A 22708-nucleotide genomic window follows, 5' to 3' on the forward strand; every position below is an offset into this window, starting at 1 on the left:
CAGGCGTCATCTTGTATCGCCAGCCGGACTATTCCAGCCAAAAATCACAGATTTTTGTCGTTCAGCCAGGCGGAGCTTCGCTCCTACAGAAACTGGCTTCACCCAGCCCCGGGCACCATTATTTATCTGTATTTCTTCCCTATTAATTTACCTCATTCGTACCCGTTTTCTTTTCAGTAAGACCGGCCTTAAACCGACGCTTCGCGTGCGGTTCAGGTGCTCGCCACATCCATGTGGCTCACCCGCTTCGCGGGCCAGCTAAAGCTGTCAAATATTGCTCTCGGCAATATTTTCCGGCTCGGGCACCACATCTGATTTATTTACCCTAGCAATTCTGACAAACGCACAGGCGCCATCTGGTATCGCCAGCCGGACTATTCCAGCCAAAAATCACAGATTTTTGTCGTTCAGCCAGACGGAGCTTCGCTCCTACAGTGGAATTGGAGGGGTGAACATGCTACAAAACCAAAACAAGGAAGACCTCCGCACTTAAACACGGAACCCTTCCTGTATAAAACCCTAGCTGTTATAAAGATGTTTGAAGATATACAAGAATTTATGGGCCTTGTCGCATCCGGCGAGGTGGAGATCTACAACGAGTTCAGCTTGCAGCACGAACTTGGCATCTTCCTTCGTTCGAAGCACCCCGCTTACAGGGTTGAGTTCGAACGAAACATTGGGCATTTCGGCGTTCAGAAGCAGGGATTTGCAAAGAGGGAGATAGACATCTCGATAATAGAGCGGGATACAGCGAAACCCATGGGAGTCATTGAATTGAAGTATCCCCGAAATGGCCAGATTCCGGAGCAGGTATACAGCTTCTGCAAAGACATACAGTTTATTGAACAGCTCGTTCAAACAGGCTTCAGGGCGGGAGCATTCGTTGCAGTTGTAGACGATCCTCTTTTTTACCAGGGAAGAGACGAGGGGATCTATTCCATGTTTCGAAATGGAGCGCCGATCCACGGTATAATCAGCAAACCCACTGGTGCCAGAGATTCTCAGGTGGAAATTACCGGCACATATCAGGCAGAGTGGAAAAAGATAAATAGCAGAACGAAGTGGTGCCTTATTGAGGTTGCCAGTTAACAAGGCCAGGCACGGCGAAGGCTTTGCCGGAGCGGCCTTGTTTTCACTCCAAAGCCGCGCATGCTAAAGGCATTAACCCATAAAGCCCAGACTTTGGCATAATCCAACAAACTAAACGCAGGATCCTGAATGTTCGAACAAACTTTCCGCAATATCGATGACGTACTCTGGAAAGAGGCCGGTTGCGCTACGGAGCTGGACTACACCGAGCAGACTTCGTGGATGCTGTTTCTTAAGTACCTGGACGACCTGGAGTATGAGCGCGCCCAGGAGGCGGAGCTGGTGGGTAAGGCGTATCAGTATGTGATTGACGAGCCCTACCGCTGGTCGGCCTGGGCTGCGCCGAAAACGGCCAGCGGCGAGTTCGACCATGACAAGGCGCTGACCGGCGCCGATCTGATTGCCTTCGTCAACGGCGAGCTGTTCCCCTACTTGCAGGGGTTCAGGGAGCGGGCCAGCGATACCGATACGCTGGAATACCGCATCGGTGAGATCTTCAGCGAGATCCGCAACAAGTTTGCCAGTGGCTACAGCCTGCGTGATGCGCTGGAGCTGATCGATACGCTGAGCTTCCGCTCACAGGCCGAAAAACACGAGTTGTCGCACCTGTACGAAGCCAAGATCAAGAACATGGGCAATGCCGGGCGCAATGGCGGCGAGTATTACACCCCGCGCCCGCTGATCCGCGCCATGATCCGGGTGGTCAATCCGACCATCGGCGAGCGCATTTATGACGCTGCGGCCGGGTCGGCGGGCTTTTTGTGCGAAGCGCATGATTATCTGCGCTATGGTTTTCAGGAACAGGGGCCGGATGGCGCTTCTGGCAAAAATGGCGACGGCAGCCATCTGTCCACCGCTGACCTCGATACCCTGCAAAAGCGCACCTTCTACGCCAAGGAGAAGAAAAGCCTGCCCTATGTGATCGGCATTATGAATATGATCCTGCACGGCATCGAGACGCCCAATATCGTCCATACCAACAGCCTGACTGAGAATCTGGCCGATATTCAGGAAAAGGACCGTTTCGATGTGATCCTCGCCAACCCGCCCTTTGGCGGCAAGGAGCGCAAGGAGATACAGCAGAACTTCACCATCAAGACCGGCGAGACGGCCTTTCTGTTCCTGCAGCACTTCATCAAGTATCTGCGCGCCGGTGGCCGGGCGGCCATCGTTATCAAAAACACTTTTTTATCCAATTCTGACAACGCCTCCCGCACCCTGCGCAAGGAACTGCTGGACAACTGCAACCTGCACACCATTCTCGACTGCCCCGGCGGCACCTTCCTCGGCGCCGGGGTCAAGACCGTGGTGCTGTTCTTTGAAAAAGGCGCGCCCACGCGCAAGATCTGGCATTACCAGCTCGACCCCGGCCGTAGCCTGGGCAAGACCAATCCGTTGAACGACAACGACCTAGCCGACTTTGTCGCCCGCCAGGCTGGTTTTGAGGACTCGGACAACAGCTGGACCGTGGACGTGGCCGATATCGATCCCGACAGCGTCGATCTCTCGGTAAAAAACCCCAATAAGGCCGGGGCCGAACCCCTGCGCGACCCCGAAGTGATTATTAACGAGATTGAAACGCTGGATAAGGAAAGTGAGGAAATCCTGGAAGGGATTCGGGGGATGTTATGACTGACAGATGGAAACACCAAGTAATCGGAGAAATATGTACCGTTATAGCCGGACAGTCCCCAAAAGGCAGTGCTTATAACAATGAGGGGGATGGACTGCCTTTCTATCAAGGTAAAAAACATTTTGGGCGAATGTACATTCGCCAACCTTCCACCTGGACTCGCATTGTCACGAAGGAGGCGGAACCTGGCGATATTCTTATGTCAGTGCGTGCACCGGTGGGGCCGATTAATTTTGCAACTGAAAAAGCGTGTATTGGTCGTGGTCTTGCTGCAATTCGACCTGGCAAGAATATTGATAGGATGTACTTGTTTTACTGGCTTCTTTTTAAACAGGAAGAAATCAAGGGAAGTGAGGGTGCGGTTTTTGCGTCTATCAACAAAAAACAAATTGAAGAAATCGCTGTGGATCTCCCACCCCTCTCCGAACAAAAACGCATTGTCGCCATCCTCGATGAGGCCTTTGCCGGGATCGACACAGCTATCGCCAACACCCAAAAGAACTTCGCCAACGCCCGCGAGTTATTTGAGAGTTATCTGAATTCGGTGTTCAGCAAGCGGGGTGAGAGGTGGATTGACTTGACTCTGAGGGAGGTTTGTAAAGATTATGGTCGCGGAAAATCAAAGCATCGCCCAAGAAATGACCCGAAACTCTTCGGCGGAAAGTATCCATTTATCCAGACTGGCGACGTGCGCAACAGCGACCATTTGATTATGGAGTATACCACGACCTATAACGAGTCGGGGTTGGCGCAAAGCAAGCTTTGGCCGAAAGGAACTATTTGCATAACAATTGCTGCGAATATTGCTGAAACTGGCATTCTTGATTTTGATGCCTGTTTTCCGGATAGCATTATTGGCTTAGTGATAGATGAGACTATAGCTTCAAGTACGTATGTTGAGTTTCTTTTGCAATCTGTAAGGAGCATCCTCAAGGCAAAAGGAAAAGGTAGCGCACAAGATAACATCAACCTTGCTACTTTTGAGAACGAGAAATTCCCCTTTCCGCCGATAAAGAATCAGTTAGAGATCATTGAGGGCCTTCAAGAGATTAGATCGGCCGTAAGGCAGCTTGAGTCCATCTACCAACAAAAACTTACCGCCCTGGCCGAACTCAAACAATCCCTGTTGCAAAAAGCCTTCTCCGGCGAGCTGACGGCGGGCAATGTGGTGCCCATCATCTCAGCGCAAAAATCGAGTGTACCGCCAAGTACCGATTCGCCCGCTTTTGCTGCCCATATTATGGCGGTGGCTTATCACTGGCATGAAGCCGAGAGAAAAGATAAAACCTTTGGCCATGTAAAGGCACAGAAAACCCTGCACCTGGTGGAAGCACTGGCCCGGATCGATCTGGGGCGGGTGCCTGTTAAGGACGCCGCTGGCCCCAATGATTTCGCCCATATGCGCTCGGCCGAGCAATGGGCCAGAGAGCATGATTTTTACGATTTTGTGCAGCGTCCAGCGGGCCAGCGGGGCTATGACTTTGTCAAAGGCAAGCGCTACAGCGAATGGTTGGCCCGAGCGCTGGATGCGGTTGAGCCGTACAAGAGCGCCCTGGACCGGGTGGTGAACCTGCTGATGCCGCTGGATACCCAAAAAGCGGAACTGGTTGCCACCGTCTATGCGGCCTGGAATAACCTGCTGCTGGATGGTCACAAGCCCACTGAGGCAGAGATTGTCTGCGAGGCGCGGGACAACTGGCATCCGGACAAGCAGCAATACACACAGCAGCAATTTCGCGAGGCCATCGAGCAGCTTCGCAGCCACTCCATGGTGCCTACCGGTACCGGCAAGCGGGTAACCGGGCAGGAGAGTTTCGCGCTATGAATCCCCAAGGGGGCGGGCAAACGTGCGAAGCAGGATATGGCTGATAAGGAGGTCGCGTGACAGCCGATGCCCGGAACCCCATTGTTATTTTTGAGGATGCCGACAAGGCCGTCGAGGTACGTCTGGTCACCGGCATCGGCCGCCGTCTGCAGGATTTGACCGTCTGGCCAATATCAGACAAACTGTCACCAGATAAATATACATGGTGACACTCTGTCTGGTTTATGATGGCCGTCCAACACTCACACACTCCTGCTTCCGGCGACCCCGTGGCGCTGTTTCGCGCTCACGGCGGCCAGCTGCGTCTGAGCGAGGCGCTGGCGCTGGGGCTCAATCGTTACCAGTTCTACAAGCTGCGCGATCAGGGCGTGATCGAGCCGGTCAGCCGCGGCCTGTACCGTCTCGCCGAACTGCCCCCCGTGAGCGACCCGGATCTGCTGGCGGTGGCCACGCGCTTTCCCAGGGCTGTGCTGTGCCTGGTCTCCGCGCTGGCCTGGCACGAATTGACGACGCAGATCCCCCGGCGTATCGATCTGGCCGTGGCGCGCAACGCGCGCCTGCCGGTGCAGGATTACCCGCCGGTGCAGGGCTACCGCTTTTCCGGCAAGCGATTCAACAGCGGCATCGAGCGGCATGATCTTGATGGCATCGAGCTGCGGGTCTACTCGCCCGAAAAGACCCTGGCCGACTGCTTTGCCTTTCGCAACAGCCTGGGCATGGACGTGGTGCTGGAAACGCTCGAGCTCTACCGCAAGCGTCGGCGGCCTGACTACACGAAGATCCTGGAATATGCGCGCATCTGTCGGGTTGAGAAGCTGATGCGCCCCTATCTCGAGGCCGGCCGTTGATGGGTAATATCGCCGCCTCTATCCGCCAGCGCTTGCTCAACCTGTCGCGTGAACAGCAGCGACCGTTCCAGGAAGTGCTCCAGTTTTACCTGATGGAACGGTTTCTCTATCGTCTGAGCCGATCGGAACATGCCGACCGCTTTGTGCTCAAGGGCGCGTTGATGCTGCAGGTGTGGGAATCGCCACAGGCGCGGCCGACCATGGATATCGACATGCTGGGGCGAACCGACAATAATCCGGACGCGTTGTTGGCGCAGCTTCGCGAGGTGGTCAACACCGATCTCAGCGCCGAGGATGGCCTGATCTTTGACGGCGACTCGCTTGAGGCCGAAACGATTACCGAGGATGCCGACTACGAAGGCTTGCGCATCCGCGGACGGGCCGAACTGAACGGGGCCCGGGTAAGGCTGCAACTGGATATCGGTTTCGGCGATACCGTGGTGCCCGAACCGCAGTTGATTCGCTATCCTGTGCTGCTGGATCTGCCAGCACCGGAACTGCTGTGCTACAGCCGTGAATCGGCCATTGCGGAGAAACTGCAGGCTATGGTGGCATTGGGGCCGATCAACAGCCGGATGAAGGATTTCTACGATATCTGGTTGCTTTCCCGCCAGTTCAGCTTCGACAGGCATGTTCTGGTGCAGGCCATCTCCGCAACCTTTGCAAGACGGCATACACCTATGCCGGAACCGCCTCTCTTTGCCCCCGGTTTCGCCACCGACAAGCAGCCCCAGTGGCGCGCTTTTTTGCGCCGTCTGGGGCAAGACGTTCCCGCCGAGTTGGCGTTTGCTGCGGTGCTGGAGGTAATCGAAAACTTTGTCGGATACGCACTAAAGGCCGACAAAGCCGGCTTGCCGGCAATGCACTGGCCGCCCGGTGGATCCTGGCGAAAAAAGGAGAAAGGACTGTGAGGCAATCCGGACTCAACGAAGCCGAGACTCGCGCCGAGCTGATCGATCCGGCCCTGAAAGCGGCGGGTTGGGGGGTGGTGGACGCCAGCCGGGTGCGGCGCGAGATGATTACTCTGGGCCGATTGCAGGGCGCGGGCAAGCGGGCAAAGCAGGACATCGCCGATTATGTGCTGATCTACCGCGGCCAGAAGCTGGCGGTGATTGAGGCTAAGAAACGCAGCCTGCCGGTCACCGAAGGGCTGGCCTAGGCCAAGCGCTACGCCGAGCGCCTGCAAGCCCGTTTTGCCTACTCGACCAACGGTGATGGCCTTTACCGCATCGACATGAAAACCGGTGCCGAAGGGGAGGTGGCGGGCTATCCCACGCCCGACGAACTCTGGGCCGAGACCTTTGGCGGCGCGAACGAGGCCATCAACAGCTGGCGCGAACGCTTCGGCGCGGTGCCCTTCGAAGACAAGGGCGGCTTCTGGCAACCGCGCTATTACCAGCACAACGCCATCAATCAGGCGCTGGAGGCGATTGCTGCCGGGCGCGAGCGGATCCTGCTGACGCTGGCTACCGGCACCGGCAAAACCGCCATTGCTTTTCAGATCTCCTGGAAGCTGTTTCACGCCCGCTGGAGCCTGGCGGCACGGGCAACCGGCAAGCCGGCGCGCCAGCCTCGCATTCTGTTTCTGGCCGATCGCAATATCCTCGCCAATCAGGCCTTCAATGATTTCTCTGCCTTTCCCGAGGATGCGCTGGTGCGCATCGACCCGGAAACCATCCGCAAGAAGGGCCGGGTACCGAAGAACGGTAATGTGTTTTTTACCATCTTCCAGACCTTTATGACGGGGCGCGATGCTACCGGCAACCCCGCGCCGAACTTCGGCGACTACCCGCCGGACTTCTTTGATTTTATCGTTATCGACGAGTGCCATCGCGGTGGTGCCAATGATGAAAGCAACTGGCGCGGTATTCTTGAGTATTTTTCGCCCGCCGTGCAACTGGGCCTGACTGCCACGCCCAAGCGTCGGCACAACGCCGATACCTACGCTTACTTCGGTGAGCCGGTATATGTGTATTCGCTTAAGGACGGCATCAACGATGGCTTCCTGACGCCGTTTCGGGTGCGCCAGATCGCCACCACCCTGGATGATTATGTGTATACCGCCGATGACCAGATCATTGAGGGCGAGATTGAGGAAGGTAAGCGATACACCGAGGACGACTTTAACCGCGTTATCGAGATCCGTGAACGGGAGCAATATCGGGTCAGGGTGTTCATGGAACAGATCGACCAGCGGGAGAAAACGCTGGTGTTCTGCGCCACCCAGGAGCACGCGTTGGCGGTGCGTGATCTTATCAATCAGATGAAGACCAGCACTGATCCGCACTACTGCGAGCGCGTGACTGCCAACGACGGTGCCGAGGGCGAGCGTTTCCTGAAGCAGTTTCAGGACAACGAGAAAACTATTCCCACCATACTGACCACCTCGCAGAAACTCTCCACCGGAGTGGATGCCCGCAATGTACGTAACATCGTGCTGATGAGGCCGGTGAACTCGATGATCGAGTTCAAGCAGATCATCGGCCGGGGTACCCGTCTGTATGACGGCAAGGACTATTTCACGATTTTTGATTTCGTGAAGGCCTACGAACACTTTAACGACCCGGAGTGGGATGGCGAGCCGCTGGCGCCGGAACCCTGTGCCTCCTGCGGCCAGCAGCCCTGTATTTGTGCCATCGAACCACCACGGCCCTGCCCGGTCTGTGGAGAGCGCCCGTGTCGTTGCGAGAAGGAGCCCCCTGAACCTTGCGAGGTTTGCGGCGAACATCCCTGCGTGTGCGAGAAACGCAGAAAGGTGAAGGTAAAGCTGGCCGACGGCAAAGAGCGCACCATCCAGCATATGAGCGCCACCAGCTTCTGGAGCCCTGACGGTAAGCCCATTTCCGCTGCCGAGTTTGTTCAGCGCCTGTTTGGCGAGTTGCCGGCACTGTTTGCTGATGAAGATGAGCTGCGTACCGTGTGGGGCCGTCCGGATACCCGCCGTAAACTGCTCGAAGGGCTGGAAGAAAAGGGCTACGGCGTGGATCAATTGCGGGAGGTTAGTAAACTTATCGAGGCCGAAAACAGCGACCTCTATGACGTACTGGCTTATATCGCGTTCAACCAGGCCCCGGTGACACGCGCCGAGCGGGTGGATTCACACAGAGACGCCATCTTTCAGGGACATGACTACCGGCAACAGGACTTTTTGCGCTTTGTGCTTGATCATTATGTTGCGCGAGGCGTGGGTGAACTTTCAACCGACAAGCTGCCACAGTTGATTGAACTGAAATACTACAGCCTGGGGGATGCCGTTCGTGAACTTGGCCCGGCGGGCCAGATTCGGGAGGTTTTTGTGGAATTTCAGCAGCATTTGTATTGAGGTACGGCCAATGCCGGTGCCAACACGGGACTGCATCTGGAAAGGATTTTTCATGCCCGTATTAAAAGTAAAGCGTTTGCTTGAAGTAAGGGGATAAAGTTTGTTCTTCCACTGCAAGGTGCGTGAGCAGCGATGAGCGATGCAGCTTGCTTTGACTGATATGCGTAAAGTTCAGGTGCTCGCCACATCCATGTGGCTCGCCCGCTGCGCGGGCCGGTTAAAGCTGTCAAATCTAGCGCACCAGATGCCATTGGGTCTGTCGGCCGGCTAGATAAATTACCTGTTTGCCATCAAAGTAGGCGCTTTGTTCCAGCTTGATTTGCACCCACTGATCCTGCCATTCCGGTACTTGTTGTTTGATATTGCCTTCAATGGCATAGGCAGTATTGGCGTGCAGTGGCCAGTCACCCTGTACCGGCGTGTCACCCTGGTTATCCCACATGCCGATGGTAGGCCCCGGTGCATGGCCCACAAAGCCGATGGCATGGGTGTAAGTACTTTGGTTGATGTTGTGTTTGTCGGCAGCCTTATGGGTTGCGGTCAGAATCTGGTTGCCGCTGCGGCCGGTTTTAAACTCTGTTGTGAGCAAATCCTGCCAGTGGTTGCCCGTTGCCAGGGCTGCTTTTAATCCGTCCGGGGCATCGGTTTCGCCGTTTTTCAGCACATAGGCCATTTCCTGGGTGTCGGTACACAGCTTCAGGTAGCAGATGCCGACATCGGTGTGCAGCACGTCACCCCGTTCAATGGTACCGCTGATACCGCAGTACGGGCTGTCGGATTCACAATGCAGGCCGGGGCGCTGCAGATTCACATAGGGCATAAACCATACCGGCAAATCGAGTTGTTCAAAGCGCTCGCGAAGATACCAGGCCACATCGTCAGTGTGAGTCACACCGGGGGTGATGACTTTATTGCTGAAACCTTCGGCAATCACGGCGCGGGCCAGGCTGACAATCTGCGGGTACAGGTCAATTTCTGCTTGTGTACGCTGTTCCAGCCAGCGTACTACTAAATTTTCTGCGGGCACTAAGCGGTTCTGGTATTCAGAAGGCAGTACCTGCAACAGTTTCTGGTGCAGGCCTGAGGTTAAGCCATCGGCTACCGGCCAGTGCTCAGAGATATTAATGCCGATTTGCTTAGGCTTACGTTTCGTAATCTCATCGGCCAGCGCCTGCCATTGCTGCTCTAAATCGCCACCGGCCCAGGCTGATGTATAAGGTTCACCCAGCGGATATCGGTTTACCGATAACTTCTCCACACTGCCGTCGGCCTTGCGGCTGAACAGCAACATGGTGGTGCGCCGGGCGGCAAAAGTGGGTTGTGGCACCAGGGTAAAATACACCGGGTCTTCGGCATATTCGCGGTTAATAATCAGCCACATATCCAGATCAGATTCCGCCATCAGCTGCGGCAGCAACTGTTCCAGTCGCTGATTGAGAATCTTATTCTCCGGTGCTATCCGCTCTCTGGGCGTCAGCACATGGTAGTTATCGGCACTCACAAGCTGCCGCCCCTGACCAAAGGGTTCTGTTTTCGCCTGAATAAGAAGGGGAATAAGCAGCAACGCCGATAATGTGGCCCGGATAAGTGATACTTTCATACTCGCCTCTGTGATGTTTTTATATGGCCGTGATTATTCAGCTTACTCTACCGCGCCCGACGCTAAAGAGTAGAGTATTTGGTCGCTTTAAACACATTGCCTGTCGCGGAGTCTGCACATATGCGCAAATGCGCAAATGCTCCTTCCTTAGACTGGCGCATCCCTGGCAGCCATGGTACAAAAAACAAAACAAGGAAGTCTTCCGCACAGAAACACGGAAAATCTCCGCAGAAAAACGTTAGCCCCTCGAAGGCGTTACCAAAGGAATCATACATGCCCCGACTCTTGTTGCTCACATTGCTTGTTGTTTCTCTCGGCGCAAGCGCTATTGTCATTCGCCAAGACGTAGATGACTCAAATTATCGGGTTCAGGCATCTGAGTTTTCTGCTCTGGCTGACATGCCTGGTGAGGGGCATGGTGTTTTGGTTGCCCCACAGTGGGTTGTTACCGCTGCCCATGCGATCACTTGGCAATCTGAAATCAAACAGATAACTATTGCCGGTATATCCAGAGATGTTGAGCGTATCCTGATACACCCGGGCTACAAAGCGCCATCGGAAAAGTTACGTGAGCAGGCGCTGGCCACCTGGGACTGGACGCTTTTCAGGGTTCTGCTTTCATCTTCAGATGACATTGCACTGCTGAAATTGACCCAACCCGTTACTGACGTTTCTCCTGTAGCAATTAATAGGAGCAACGACGAGTTCGGCAAAATAATCAAGATCATAGGAAAAGGGGCGACGGGCAATGGAGTCAGTGGATACGAATTTAGCAGCTCCCACCGTACTGAGCTTCGCCGTGCGTTCAATAACGTCACCAGTGCCGATGGTCGCTGGCTTTGTTATGTGTTTGACAAACCGGCTGATGCGTTGCCCCTTGAAGGTGGCTCAGGCAATGGTGACAGCGGCGGACCAGTGCTTATCCAGGCAGAGAAAGGGTGGTTGTTGGCCGGATTGACGTCATGGTCTGATCTTCAAAGTACGAACAGAACGCCCGGGCGCTATGGACAAATCAGTTGTAATGTTCGTTTGAGCCATTACAAAGACTGGATTGAAAGTGTTATCTCTGAATAGCCGTAAAATGGGCTAACAAGTTACTCGCGTTTGTAGCGGGAATTTTCAAGGAGCAATAATGACGATAGGCGTTAAGGTGTCAGACTTCAGGGCCGGAATTGCATCCTTTGTGAAACAGATTAAAGAGACTCATCGCCCTATGGTGTTAACTCAGCGAGGACGTGGGGTTGCCGTTCTTGTTGGTGTGCACGAGTACCAGCGCATGCAGGAGCGATTGGTACTGCTCGAAGATATTTGTTGCGCCAAGGCGCAGATTGAGGCTGGCGACGGCATTCCTCATGCACAAGCGAAGGATATGGTTTTAAGGAAATTGCGTCAGTGAAGCTGGAATGGTCACCGCTTGCGTTGCAGCGTGTGAAAGAAATTGCCGTCTGAGATGAGTTTATTGGCCCGGATTACCAGGAGCATCCCGTTGTTGTATAAAAAATCTCTGTTTATGGTGGCGATTACCCTTGCTATGTCTGCCTGTACAACCGGGCGCCTTGAGTATGTAACGCCTCAGGGTGAAACAAAATTCGCCTGTGAAACCGAATATACCTGGCAGCCCAGTGTTGATAAGTTCGCGGTTGAATACGTTCTGGCTTATTGCGCAAGGCAGGCAGCAGAGCAGGGTAATCAGGTAGTCAGAAAAGAACTGCTGGAACTGGATTTATCTGTGCCTGAACCGCCACAAGGTGAAGTCTGGAGCTATGAGCTGGCCAGGAAACATCACAAGCAGGGACGGCTTACGGATAAAGAATATGGCTACCTGATCGCGTACATAGATTTGGGTCAGGATAAGCACTAGCACAGAATGAACAGACTCAGTATTAAACGTATCGCTCTGTACGCTGGCCTGATTGCGGTGGTTGTGGGGGCCGTGGTCTTTGCGCTGAACTGGTTACTCTGGGGGGGGCATGCCCGGGTATGGTGTGTTGCTGTTTCCAGGCAATTTTATGCTGGTATATGTATGGCACCCCCTATTCACCGAAGAGATAGATTTCTGGCCCAAACTGGCACTTCAGCTTAGCGGGCAGTTTATTGTTGTTGTGGCTTTTACGGCGTTGTTAGCTTGTTTAATAAAAAGATTACTGCCAGCTTGCTGGCCTTAACCAAGGCCTGTTCCGGGCATTGAGGTGCTGGTATTCGGCCAGAATTGCACCCTGTTCAAAGTGTTCCACTTATCACTACGGAGAAGATCGTTGGAAGTTATCAGAAGTAAGGCGTTCAGGGCCGACCGGGCCTGGGGCGCAAAAGATATCGCTAATATGAATGGTATTACCACCCGCCTGCACTGGACAGATCAACCCTACAAATGGCACGTTAATGATGGCGAAGAGGTGTTTGTGGTGCTCGATGGCCGGGTTGAGATGTTTTACCGGGTAAGCGGCAAGGAGGAGTCAACGGTTTTAGAACCCGGCGATATTTTCTTTGCCTCAACAGGCACTGAGCATGTCGCTCATCCGATAGGTGAAGCCAGGATACTGGTTGTTGAAAATGAAGGTAGCGTATAGCCAGAGCATTGACCTGGCTTTCTATGTTGTCTGCAATGTTCGCGGCGTTTATGGCTGCGTTATTACCTGAGCAAGGCCGGGATTTATGAATAATCCGATAGATAAGTTTAAAACCTGGTGGCAGGAAGCTTTAGCTGAAAGCCCGTTGCAGCAGAAAAGTGCGGTATGTGTGTCAACGATTGATGAACAAGGCTTTCCAACCGGAAGGTTTGTTGATTTGAAATCCGTCGGTGAAAATGGCTTCGTTTTTTGTACCTGTTTTGATTCTGCCAAGGGCCGGCAGATTGAGCGTAATGCTAAAACAGCAATAACGGCCTGGTGGGATCATTCTGGCTATCAGGTTCGCATTGTGGGTACATCTGAATTGATCACTGCTGGTGAGGCAGACCAGTTCTGGGCAGCACGCAACAAAAGCGCGCAATTAACCACTACAGCCTTTGAACAAAGTGAACCGACGGCCTCAGAAGCAGAGTTAGCGGCACGACTTGAGGATGCCTCTGCAAAGTTTGCCGAACAAGATATTCCGAGGCCGGATAACTGGGGTGGCTACTGTGTGAAACCCATATCTATTGAGTTTTTGACATTCCGCGAGAGTCGGTTACATCTGCGGGAATTATTTGTTTATAAAGAAAATGGCTGGGTTAAACAGCTACTTCAGCCATAAGCGGTAAACACGCAAAGGGATTGGGGGCATCTAAGGTGCTTTTGGGGCTCAGATGTAATAGCTCAGATGCAAACAAAGGGGGATAGCCCATCCCCCGGAATCGTTTTGGTTAGATTTGTTTTGCGCTCTTGCGCAGTTCGGTTACCACCTGATAGCCAATGCCCCAGTTGTCGGTACTGACCTCTTCAATCAGCACAAAGGTGGTGTGGGGCTCTTTGTTCAGCACATCTGCCAGTAACTGAGTAGTGCCCTTAACCAGTTGGCGTTTTTGCTCGGCGGTAACGCCTTCGTCGGTTACTTTGATATTTACGTATGGCATGGTTTCTCCTCGGTTTTATTGAGTGGGGTAAAGGGATTGTCGGCATAGAGCTTAGAGACAATGCGCCAGTCGCCATCTTCTTTAAGCAGCCCCAGATAGTCGATAAATTGCCTGCCCAGCAGCGGACAGCTCACTTTTGCCATGGCCTGTTCGCCGCAAAGCTCTATTGACAGAACCTGGTAGGCAAAAGGGTGGCCCAGTGCCTCAGGCACGGGCCGGTTTGCCACCAGTTCCAGCCATTGTTTTTTGCTGCGCCGGACTCCCGGTGCATAAAGGCGGGCATGGGGATCAAAAATACTGCTCAGTTTTTGGGTATCAGCCCGGTGCAGGCCATCAAAGTACTGCATCAGAATCGCCTGAACGGCCTGCAGATCATGGGTACCGGCATTCTGGCTCATGATACCTGGCGTTCCGCGGCCTGAGTGGCCTGATAACTGGGGCGGGCTCTGACTTTGTCAATCATCGCCTGGCAACGGGGGCCGATGGGGATCTCAACCGGGAAGAACTGCCCCCAGTTTGCATACACTGCCAGCAAAATATCCGCAGGGGAGAGGCTGTGCCCGCCCGTGTATGGCTGATCTGCCAGCTTGTTTTCTACCTGTTGCCACAGCCGGGTAACCTGATCAGCCGCTGCGATCAGGGCCTGTTGCTTTGCATTACCTTCATCCATAACGCTGTTGATAAAAAACAATTTGCTGTACGCCGGATGCATAGTGGCATTGGCAAACATCAGATTTTCAATCGCCTGTTGCCGTGCCCCGGCATCACCAGGCAATAGGTCGTTGGCGTGCTTTTCCAGCAGATAAAGAATAATCGCCGCCCCTTCGGTCAGTACCTTACCCTCAGCTTCAAGGGCGGGCACGGCACCGACAGGATTGATCTGCTGATAATCGGCTACCCTGGCTTTGCTCTGCAATTCAAAGGGTTGCTCAAGTTCCCGTAAAATCACCTGAATCGCTAAAGAGCAGGCGCCGGGTGAGAAATACAGTTTGTACATGGTGATCTCCTGTTGTTAAACGCTCCGCTGATTCGGAACACCACCAATATAAAGCGACGTATTAGGTTGATATATGGCTATAATGCGATAACTCTTTTTCCAAAATCGAAACAATATGGATAAGTTTAAAGCCATGAAGTGCTTTGTGCGGGTGGTGGAACTGGGCAGTTTCAGCAAGGTGGCAGAGCAAAGCGGTGCCAGCAAGTCGATGATCAGTAAGCAGATCAGCAGCCTGGAAGCAGAGCTGGGAGCAAGGTTATTACAGCGCACTACGCGCCGATTGCAGCTGACTCAGTTAGGAGCGGAATATCTGCAGCGCTGCCGCGAGATCCTCAGGCAACTGGATGATACCGAAGCCCATATTCAGGAGCAGCAGCAAGTGCCTAAAGGCAGGCTCAGGATCAACGCCGCCATGGCTCTGGGTTTAACCGCGCTGGCCCCGGCTTTTACCGAATTTATGCGCCAGTACCCGGATATCGAACTGGATATACAACTAAGCGATGAAGCGCAGGATTTGCTGGAGCATAATTTTGATCTGGGCTTGCGCGTAGCCAGTCAGCCATTTGATTCAGGTTATGTTGGTAAGGCCATCACCCAATTTAGTTACAGCATCTGTGCATCACCTACGTATTTGCAGCAAAATGGGCCGATTAATCACCCCGACGACCTGCTTAATCACCAATGTTTTGAATACAGCTATTTTCGCAGTAAAAACCTGTGGCCGGTGGGCGTAGAGGGCGTGGTTATAGGTGGCAGGCTTAAGGCCAACAGCTCAGTGTTTTTACTGGATATGGTCAAACAAGGCATGGGCGTGGGTTTTATTCCCCGTTTTATCAGCCACCCTGCACTGCAGTCCGGTGAGGTCGTAGAAGTGCTGGCCAGTGAACAAAAACCTAGAATGACCCTCTATGCCCTGTATCCTGTACGGCATTTTGCGCCTCCCAGACTCAGCCGCTTTATTGAGTTTTTACAGAACTGGTTTGCCCGGCATCCTTATCTTTGCAGCTAGCAAAGCGTTTTTAGCTGATGCGCCAGCAATAATTGTCATTGTGAATAACTATGTATGCATAAAGCGGTTCATCATCCGCAAAAAATCTGGCACTATTGCCGCGTTCCAGAACCAGACAAAGAGCCACCATGGAAAGTAGCCAGATACACAACACAGGGAGTCAGTGCCTTTTGCATTCCTGCAGTACAATTTATCAGTCAAGTTCACATTTGGCGGCGGCTAATACGCATACTTTTCTGCCAGCCGGTGCGCCGGATTGTGGCGATGCCCATTGCCAATGTTATAAAGATTAACAGCAGAGCTACCCGTCAATGTCAGCCCAGTTTGAAATACTCAATATTGCTCCGGAACCTGAGGATTTTATGTATCTTCGGGAATCTGCCGGATGGCGCAATCCGGATTTGCAGACGGTGACAGAGAGTATTGCTAATACTCTTTTTTGGGTAACAATCTGGCTGAATAAAAATTTGGTCGCCACTGCGCGCATTGTTGGAGACGGCACCATGTACTTTTATATTCAGGACGTTATCGTACTCCCTTCTCACCAGGGGCGGGGGTTAGGCAGTCTGTTAATGTGCAAGCTGGAAGGATATTTACAAAAGCAATGTGTTCCCGGTGCAACGGTTGGGCTGCTGTCAGCCTTTGGTAAGGAATCGTTTTATGAAAAGTTTGGTTATTCCATACGCAATGGTGAAACCCTCGGGTTCGGGATGTGTAAGTTTATGTAGTGACGGACAGAGTTGTTTTTCATTGATTATCTGAATTCAGGTTATAGAGAATACGTTGTTTAAAAACCGGAGAGAACATGGAACGTTTGCACAAAAATACCACTACTGCGCTTTTTATTTCAGCCATTGCACTGGCAATGGTTTCCATACTGGCTGTTAATATTCTTCCCCAGTTTCAGGAGATACTTAGAGGTTTTGACGCGAAGCCATCATTTTGGGTTGGCTGGGTGTATGTCAGTTACTCATATTGGTGGGTGTTGGCAGCGATGGTGTTCCTGCACTTTATGCTGTCGTTGATTCCGGATATTAAGTACTCCCGCAGATTCCAGAAAGTCTCCGTTCAGGTGGCGATGTCTGGCCTGGTGGTCTCGTTTTTACTGATTATATTTTCGATACTGGCTATTTATTTGCCAGTGTTACAAAGCGCTTAACAATATTTGCCGACTGAGCACATCGCCAGGAAATAATCCCAGTTTGAGGTTAAGCGTGAGCAATTTATTTGTGCTTGTACACTGAGCGCTCAGGAACAGGCGCGGGTTGTAAGGTTACTTCCCGATTCCAATCGGGTTCTGTTGGCAAGGTTATTTTAATGAGGGGATCGCAAATGCAGCATAAGCCGATAAATTTTATGGATAAGCTCGCCCTGTTCTCGGAGCAGTGGTCGCCTAAAGTTGTGGCAGAGATGAATGACTACCAGTTTAAACTGGTAAAACTGGAAGGTGATTTCGTCTGGCATGATCATCAGAACACTGATGAAACCTTTATTGTATTAAAAGGAAATCTTCGGATTGATTTCAGAGAGGGGAGCGTGGATTTGGCTGAGGGCGAGATGTATGTCGTGCCCAAAGGCGTTGAACACAAGCCCTATGCCGAAAAGGAAGTTGAGGTGTTGCTGATTGAACCTAAAGGCGTACTGAATACAGGTGACGGCGAAGTGGGTGAGCGCACGGCTACCAATGATGTATGGATATAGAATCAAGCAACAGATGATCTGCGCTGTAAGCGCGAGACTACGGCGTTAAGGGCCTGATATGGAACCCGCTATTACAGGACAAAAGTACGACAAGATTGCCCAGTGGTGGCATGATCAGCATGTCGGTTCTTTATACGGTGTGAGTCAGCTTGAAAGAGCACTGGGGTTCACTTCGAACCGTAACAAAGCCCTTGACGTAGGTTGTGGTGCGGGAGGACGGTTTATTCGTGTGCTGCAAGATTACGGATTTTCAATCACTGGCCTTGATGTATCGAAAGAGATGGTAAAGCTGGCCGCCGAAAACCATCCCGGGCATACTTTTCATCACCAAGACATATGCATCTGGGATACGACGGAAATATTCGATTTTATTGTTGCATGGGACAGTATTTTTCATTTGCCACTTGCTATGCAAAAGCCGGTGTTAACCAAATTGTGCCAGATGCTGACACAAAGCGGTGTGCTGATGTATACCTTTGGCAATGACGAAGGAGACCACACCGATAGGTGGCACAATGACACCTTCTATTACAGCTCTGTTGGCATTAACGAAAATATGCAGTTATTGATGCAGAACGGCTTATCCGTTGTTCATCTGGAGCTGGATCAATATCCGGAAAAACATGTATACGCCATTGCCATAAGACCGTAACTGATAAATAGTGGGCATATTGATCCTTTGCAATGGCGCACAGTCTCTTGTTCTGGACACTATAAATAGATCCAAAATTTGGTCGATGCGGGCGGCAGCCCCTGGAAATAAAATATCAACAAGGAGTTATGTTAATGCGAGTTTTGGTTTTATGTGCGTTTTTGCTGCTTTCTTATGCGGTGTCAGCTTCTGATTTAATATTAGCCCGCCAGGTTACGCTGGAATCGAAATCGCTGGGTGAAGAAAGAGAATTACTGATCCGGCTTCCTGATGGATACGCTCCAGAGAAAGCGACCTATCCGGTGTTGTATCTCCTTCATGGGCAGTGGGATATGTTGCCTGCACTGTCCACGCTGGACCTGTTGGCAGATGAAATACCTGACTTTATTGTGGTCGGTATACAAAGCAAAGGCCCGGAGCTAAAGCCAGTAAAGGGCGAGTTCACGCCTTTTACCAGGTTTCTTACGCAGGAGCTGGTGCCCTATATAAAACAACATTATGCAACGGCACCGTTTAGTATTCTCTCGGGCCATTCTAACTCCGGCCGTTTTGTGATGGACCGCTGGCTGGCAAATGATCCGCAGTTTTCTCAATTCTATGCGTTTAGTCCCTCACTGGATGACGGTTATATTGTAGAGCGAGTCATGGAAACGTCGCCTGAATCGCTGCCAAACAGGGCTCCGCTTGTTATCACTATCGCCAGTGAAGGGGAGCATATGCAGGCTCCTTTTGACAAACTGGCTCAAACGCTCGAACAGCAGCCTGAGCTGGACTTTTCCTTTCAGAAGTTTCCTGAGCAATCCCACAGAACAACCAAACATCCGTCTATGCAGTTTGCACTGCAAACAACCTTTAAAGGCTGGGAGCCGAGCTATGAAACCAAGGTTGGTGGGTTAGACGGCCTGACAAGCCATTATTCCAACTTGAGCAAACAATTCGGATTCCGGGTAGATGTGCCAACCGAGACATTACAAAAGCTTACAGCCTACTACGCGATTTCTGAGGATAAGGATGCGGTAGATAGCCTGAATCAGATAATCTCGTTTACTCTTAAGCAATCAGAAACCGGCTCCGATGCCTTATTTGAAATCGCTGATTACTTGTCAGCAAACGGCTATGAAGAAGCTGGTGAGTCGGTGTTGAAGGGCATTTGCAGTGAAGCAAATGAGCTTATTAAGCGTTGCGGGAGTTAACCTGGTCAATGAAGTATCTTTCAGGTGTTTTATTATTGATTGCTATCACAGCGGGTTCGGCTAACGCAGAGGTAATTTATGATCAATCCCGCGAGAGGGAGATCCCTGTTGAGATTAGCTATCCTGGCGATCCGGCCGGTTGCACTCCAGACACTCAATGCCCGGTCGCTTTTCTCAGTGCGGGGTATGGTGTACCTCATACTGCTTATTCGTTTTTGGTCAAGCAGTTGAACGAACAGGGTTATATGGTAGTGGCGGTAGGCCATGAACTGCCCGGTGATCCCCCGCTTTCTGTGCAGGGCGATCTTTATCAGACCCGAAGCGAGAACTGGAGCAGGGGAGCCAATACCCTGGCTTTTCTGCAAAAAACGCTGCAATCCCGCTACCCCAGTTATGACTTTAATGCGCTGTTGCTGGTTGGGCACTCCAATGGCGGGGATATCTCGGCGTGGCTGGCCAACGAGAATAAAGCCTATGTAAAGACAGTTATAAGCCTGGATCACCGCCGTGTGCCCTTGCCGCGCAATAAGGATATTGGGGTGCTATCGATACGGGCCAGTGACTTTTCCGCCGACAAAGGCGTGTTACCTTCTGAGCAGGAACAACAGCACTACGGCAGTTGTGTAGTAAGAATCCCGCAGGCGAAACACAATGATATGTCGGACTATGGCCCGCCCTGGTTAAAAGAACGAATCTTATCGTTGGTAACAAGTTATCTGACGGGGCAACCCTGTAGTCAGATACAGCAACGCTGAGTTTCCGGGGCACTGAGCACCAGTAAGAAAAGCTCCCACCTTAAAGGCCTTCTTTGCTGCCAATATGACTCTCTATGCTCTGTATCCCTGAAGGCATTTATACATTGACCTCAACTTATATTCAGGTTTTATGCTTCTCACGTGTGTGTAAAGGGGCGGTGCTCTTCGTTCCTGTTCGACGCACAAATTAAGCTTTGGTCCAAACTAAGGAGGTTGACCGTGTCAAATAAAATGGCCCTTTACCGGGTTGATAAGTTTTCAGTACCACAGGCTGCACGTGAAGAGTTTCTGCAAAGAATTTGTGATACTCACCAGGTGCTGCGGCGTCAGCCAGGCTTCATTCGGGATGTACTGCTCGAACAGGTCGAGGGTCCTGGTAGATTCAATATTGTCACGATTGCGGAATGGGAAAGCCAGGAGGCAATTGATGCTGCACGTACTGTGGTTATGGAGGCTCACGCAAAAAGTGGATTTAGTCCGCAGGAAACGATGGCCAGGCTTGGCGTCGAGGCTGATATTGCAAATTACAGGCCTGTTGATGTCAAATAAATCACTCCAGCCGACCGCGTAAGCGTGGCGGCTGAGCTTCAGCATCAACTACCAGGAGAGTAAGGAATCGTTATATGAAAAGTTTGGCTATTCCTACGCAATGGCGGAAGTCCTGAGTTTGGCAAGACAGTTTCTATTATTGATACAGAAAACTACAAACCAACAGTGCCTCCCACTGACGAGAAATTTGTTGCTCCCTTTGCCATTCTAAAGCTCCCCCTTTATCGCCTAAAGTCCTTCTTTGCTACGCAAATGAGCCACAAGCGCATTTGCGTGGCCATGCCCAAGCTCGTGCTCATTCTTGAGCCAGGTCACCATGTCCATATGCTTTTGTTGCTTAAGCAGGTTGAACCAATGGTTAATTTCAAATCCATGCTTTTTTTCAATAGAAGGAAAGTATGATGCCGGGCCTTTTACGTTTTTCTCGTCAGACATTTGTGCCTCCACAGGAAATTAATTACGAATGATTGGAAGAATATTTCTGAGCCTGTCTTTTCTTAGCCAGAGGGTTGACCACATGACATTACCCAGTGTCTGTTTGGTCGTCTAATCGCAATAGCCGAGTGAGGTGGTCGCGATTCGACAGTGTTCAGAAAATTATTTTGCTTTGGCTACGATAAGGTTGCAGTGTTATGCTAATCAGGCCCATGCTTAATTAACAAACAGGTTCCTGAAACCATGTTTAAACCTATTGCCACAATTTTGCAATCAGGGGGCATCAACTGGTATTCCTGTCTCCGGTGTAAGGAGTTTTTAGCGCCCATGCTTGGCTGGAGCCTGTTTCTGCTTGCGCTCACCTGTTATTGCCTGATTTATAAACAGGTTCTGTTTGCTACATCCCTTAGCTGGGCCATCGCCTGGGAAACTTTAATCTGGGCCTGTCGCGAATGGGCTGTGTGGCTGGTACTGACGCCGGCAGTCTTTCTGCTGTGGCGTGATCGTCAACAGACAGCCCGTTCCCTGAGGCGGCAATGGCTATGGTGTGCTGGCCTGCTTGCCATTGCCCTGCTGGCCAGGATCGGTCTCGACCTTATATCAAGCACAGGCGATGAGGTTATTAGTCTGGTCATTTTATTCCCGCGTTATCTGGCGGCATCTTTAGTAGTGATGCTGGTATGGCGCTTGTACCTCCGGCCTCAGGTGGCGGCACCAACTGACAGTACAGCACCGGCAAATACATCATGTCCCGACAGTATTATGGTCAGCAAAGGCAATGGTCAGACGCTGCTTGCCATTGATAAAATCCAGTGGCTAGGCGCCTGTGGCAACTATGTTGAAGTACATACCTTTGAGTCGAGCTATCTGCTGCGTGCCACCATGCAGCAATTGCAGGACAGATTACCGGCAGAGCGTTTCCTGCGTATTCATCGTTCCTATATGGTTAACCGCCAGGCCATCTACAGTATTACCGGGCGCCCATCGGGAAGCGGTGATGTAACACTGAAGAACGGCCGCACTCTGGCGCTGAGCAAAAGCTATCGCAAGGCGCTGCAGCAGTTTAAGATTCGGTAATCTTATCGGCCTGGTCATCAGCCACCTGTCTGATTGCCTTGTGAATCCGGGTATAGGCGCCGCATCGACAAATATTGGTCATATTGTCGCAAATCTGCTGTTCGGTAGGCTGTCTGATACGCTCCAGCAACGATACCGCTGTCATAATCTGCCCGGCCTGGCAGTAACCACATTGAGGCACATCCAGATCCAGCCAGGCTTGCTGCACCGGATGTAACCGGGTGCCCTGGGCCAGTCCTTCAATAGTGCGTATGCGACTGCCTTGCAATTTTCCCACCGGCAACAGGCAGGAACGCACCGCAGCGCCATCTAAATGTACGGTACATGCGCCGCATTGCCCTATGCCGCAGCCGAACTTGCTGCCGGTCAGCTGCAACTTTTCCCGCAGAAACCACAGCAACGGCATCTGCGTTTCATCCGGGCCCGCTTCAACTTGCTGATCATTTACAAAAAACAGAGTAGACATCTTAGCT

General features: G+C 51.9%; 26 protein-coding genes and 1 pseudogene. 21 read left to right on the forward strand and 6 right to left on the reverse strand.

Annotated features, from left to right (window positions below; translation table 11 throughout):
- Nucleotides 1–534 precede the first annotated feature (534 nt).
- The 7 genes and pseudogenes from AT746_RS08185 to hsdR all read left to right on the forward strand — a co-directional run bounded on the left by AT746_RS08185 (nt 535) and on the right by hsdR (nt 8717).
- Nucleotides 535–1089 (forward strand): hypothetical protein, encoded by a 555-nt coding sequence (locus AT746_RS08185; protein ID WP_062478918.1) that lies wholly within the window; start codon nt 535–537, stop codon nt 1087–1089.
- Nucleotides 1090–1218: 129 nt separating this feature from the next.
- Nucleotides 1219–2721: an N-6 DNA methylase gene (locus tag AT746_RS08190; protein WP_062478922.1), complete on the forward strand. Its 1503-nt coding sequence runs from the start codon at nt 1219–1221 to the stop codon at nt 2719–2721.
- Entirely contained in the window at nt 2718–4547 is a 1830-nt protein-coding gene (locus tag AT746_RS19620) for a restriction endonuclease subunit S (RefSeq protein WP_082633194.1), read from the forward strand. Before AT746_RS08190 ends, AT746_RS19620 begins: the two co-directional genes overlap by 4 nt.
- 56 nt (nt 4548–4603) lie before the next feature.
- Complete coding sequence (locus AT746_RS19790; RefSeq protein WP_156413653.1) at nt 4604–4756, forward strand: hypothetical protein; 153 nt, start codon at nt 4604–4606, stop codon at nt 4754–4756.
- A 60-nt stretch (nt 4757–4816) separates the two neighbouring features.
- The gene (locus tag AT746_RS08200; RefSeq protein WP_231731047.1) at nt 4817–5395 is read left to right on the forward strand and encodes a type IV toxin-antitoxin system AbiEi family antitoxin domain-containing protein; all 579 of its coding nucleotides are present in this window, start codon (nt 4817–4819) and stop codon (nt 5393–5395) included.
- Nucleotides 5395–6306 carry a nucleotidyl transferase AbiEii/AbiGii toxin family protein gene (locus AT746_RS08205; RefSeq protein WP_062478926.1) on the forward strand — a complete coding sequence of 304 codons (912 nt, stop codon included), beginning with the start codon at nt 5395–5397 and terminating at the stop codon, nt 6304–6306. The genes AT746_RS08200 and AT746_RS08205 overlap by 1 nt, the downstream gene beginning before the upstream one ends.
- A pseudogene (gene hsdR, locus AT746_RS08210) lies at nt 6303–8717 on the forward strand (EcoAI/FtnUII family type I restriction enzme subunit R). The gene AT746_RS08205 and the pseudogene hsdR overlap by 4 nt, the downstream one beginning before the upstream one ends.
- A gap of 232 nt (nt 8718–8949) precedes the next feature.
- Here hsdR and AT746_RS08215 read toward each other — a convergent pair.
- Nucleotides 8950–10317 (reverse strand): M24 family metallopeptidase, encoded by a 1368-nt coding sequence (locus AT746_RS08215; RefSeq protein ID WP_062478929.1) that lies wholly within the window; start codon nt 10315–10317, stop codon nt 8950–8952.
- 273 nt (nt 10318–10590) lie between these two features.
- On the opposite strand from AT746_RS08215, the gene AT746_RS08225 reads away from it, so the two are divergent.
- From AT746_RS08225 to AT746_RS08250, 5 genes are all read left to right on the forward strand, one after another.
- Nucleotides 10591–11391: a trypsin-like serine protease gene (locus AT746_RS08225; RefSeq protein ID WP_062478934.1), complete on the forward strand. Its 801-nt coding sequence runs from the start codon at nt 10591–10593 to the stop codon at nt 11389–11391.
- A 58-nt stretch (nt 11392–11449) separates the two neighbouring features.
- Nucleotides 11450–11713 (forward strand): type II toxin-antitoxin system Phd/YefM family antitoxin, encoded by a 264-nt coding sequence (locus AT746_RS08230; protein WP_062478936.1) that lies wholly within the window; start codon nt 11450–11452, stop codon nt 11711–11713.
- A gap of 90 nt (nt 11714–11803) precedes the next feature.
- Nucleotides 11804–12178 carry a hypothetical protein gene (locus tag AT746_RS08235; RefSeq protein ID WP_062478938.1) on the forward strand — a complete coding sequence of 125 codons (375 nt, stop codon included), beginning with the start codon at nt 11804–11806 and terminating at the stop codon, nt 12176–12178.
- Between the two features lie 394 nt (nt 12179–12572).
- Complete coding sequence (locus AT746_RS08245; protein ID WP_062478944.1) at nt 12573–12884, forward strand: cupin domain-containing protein; 312 nt, start codon at nt 12573–12575, stop codon at nt 12882–12884.
- 85 nt (nt 12885–12969) lie between these two features.
- Nucleotides 12970–13548 (forward strand): pyridoxine/pyridoxamine 5'-phosphate oxidase, encoded by a 579-nt coding sequence (locus tag AT746_RS08250; protein WP_062478948.1) that lies wholly within the window; start codon nt 12970–12972, stop codon nt 13546–13548.
- Nucleotides 13549–13657: 109 nt separating this feature from the next.
- On the opposite strand, the gene AT746_RS08255 is transcribed toward AT746_RS08250, so the two are convergent.
- From AT746_RS08255 to AT746_RS08265, 3 genes are read right to left on the reverse strand one after another with little or no spacing between them, the layout of a single operon-like run.
- On the reverse strand, nt 13658–13867 hold the full coding sequence (locus AT746_RS08255) for a tautomerase family protein (RefSeq protein ID WP_062478952.1): 210 nt from the start codon (nt 13865–13867) through the stop codon (nt 13658–13660).
- Nucleotides 13855–14265: a nuclear transport factor 2 family protein gene (locus AT746_RS08260; protein WP_062478956.1), complete on the reverse strand. Its 411-nt coding sequence runs from the start codon at nt 14263–14265 to the stop codon at nt 13855–13857. Before AT746_RS08260 ends, AT746_RS08255 begins: the two co-directional genes overlap by 13 nt.
- Complete coding sequence (locus AT746_RS08265) at nt 14262–14864, reverse strand: glutathione S-transferase family protein (RefSeq protein WP_062478959.1); 603 nt, start codon at nt 14862–14864, stop codon at nt 14262–14264. Before AT746_RS08265 ends, AT746_RS08260 begins: the two co-directional genes overlap by 4 nt.
- Nucleotides 14865–14979: 115 nt before the next feature.
- Here AT746_RS08265 and AT746_RS08270 point away from each other — a divergent pair, with 115 nt between their 5' ends.
- The 8 genes from AT746_RS08270 to AT746_RS08305 all read left to right on the forward strand — a co-directional run bounded on the left by AT746_RS08270 (nt 14980) and on the right by AT746_RS08305 (nt 20723).
- On the forward strand, nt 14980–15873 hold the full coding sequence (locus AT746_RS08270; RefSeq protein ID WP_062478963.1) for a LysR family transcriptional regulator: 894 nt from the start codon (nt 14980–14982) through the stop codon (nt 15871–15873).
- A gap of 311 nt (nt 15874–16184) precedes the next feature.
- Nucleotides 16185–16601 carry a GNAT family N-acetyltransferase gene (locus AT746_RS08275; protein WP_062478966.1) on the forward strand — a complete coding sequence of 139 codons (417 nt, stop codon included), beginning with the start codon at nt 16185–16187 and terminating at the stop codon, nt 16599–16601.
- Nucleotides 16602–16678: 77 nt separating this feature from the next.
- The gene (locus AT746_RS08280; RefSeq protein WP_062478969.1) at nt 16679–17032 is read left to right on the forward strand and encodes a hypothetical protein; all 354 of its coding nucleotides are present in this window, start codon (nt 16679–16681) and stop codon (nt 17030–17032) included.
- 173 nt (nt 17033–17205) lie between these two features.
- Nucleotides 17206–17574: a cupin domain-containing protein gene (locus AT746_RS08285; protein ID WP_062478973.1), complete on the forward strand. Its 369-nt coding sequence runs from the start codon at nt 17206–17208 to the stop codon at nt 17572–17574.
- A 58-nt stretch (nt 17575–17632) separates the two neighbouring features.
- On the forward strand, nt 17633–18226 hold the full coding sequence (locus AT746_RS08290; protein WP_062478976.1) for a class I SAM-dependent DNA methyltransferase: 594 nt from the start codon (nt 17633–17635) through the stop codon (nt 18224–18226).
- A gap of 134 nt (nt 18227–18360) precedes the next feature.
- The gene (locus AT746_RS08295) at nt 18361–19419 is read left to right on the forward strand and encodes an alpha/beta hydrolase (protein ID WP_062478979.1); all 1059 of its coding nucleotides are present in this window, start codon (nt 18361–18363) and stop codon (nt 19417–19419) included.
- Nucleotides 19420–19454: 35 nt separating this feature from the next.
- Nucleotides 19455–20174 carry an alpha/beta hydrolase gene (locus AT746_RS08300; protein WP_335338210.1) on the forward strand — a complete coding sequence of 240 codons (720 nt, stop codon included), beginning with the start codon at nt 19455–19457 and terminating at the stop codon, nt 20172–20174.
- Nucleotides 20175–20393: 219 nt separating this feature from the next.
- Nucleotides 20394–20723 (forward strand): antibiotic biosynthesis monooxygenase family protein, encoded by a 330-nt coding sequence (locus AT746_RS08305; RefSeq protein ID WP_197414347.1) that lies wholly within the window; start codon nt 20394–20396, stop codon nt 20721–20723.
- Nucleotides 20724–20951: 228 nt separating this feature from the next.
- Here AT746_RS08305 and AT746_RS08310 read toward each other — a convergent pair whose 3' ends face one another.
- Nucleotides 20952–21158, reverse strand: coding sequence for a DUF4287 domain-containing protein (locus tag AT746_RS08310; RefSeq protein ID WP_062478985.1), 207 nt, complete (start codon nt 21156–21158; stop codon nt 20952–20954).
- Between the two features lie 327 nt (nt 21159–21485).
- Between AT746_RS08310 and AT746_RS08315 the strand changes: the two genes are divergently transcribed.
- Nucleotides 21486–22235: a LytR/AlgR family response regulator transcription factor gene (locus tag AT746_RS08315; protein ID WP_062478988.1), complete on the forward strand. Its 750-nt coding sequence runs from the start codon at nt 21486–21488 to the stop codon at nt 22233–22235.
- Here AT746_RS08315 and AT746_RS08320 read toward each other — a convergent pair.
- Nucleotides 22222–22701, reverse strand: coding sequence for a (2Fe-2S)-binding protein (locus tag AT746_RS08320; protein WP_062478990.1), 480 nt, complete (start codon nt 22699–22701; stop codon nt 22222–22224). The two genes, AT746_RS08315 and AT746_RS08320, sit on opposite strands and share 14 nt — an antisense overlap.
- Nucleotides 22702–22708: the final 7 nt, after the last annotated feature.

The sequence above is a fragment of the Lacimicrobium alkaliphilum genome (assembly GCF_001466725.1).
Lineage (GTDB): Bacteria > Pseudomonadota > Gammaproteobacteria > Enterobacterales > Alteromonadaceae > Lacimicrobium > Lacimicrobium alkaliphilum_B.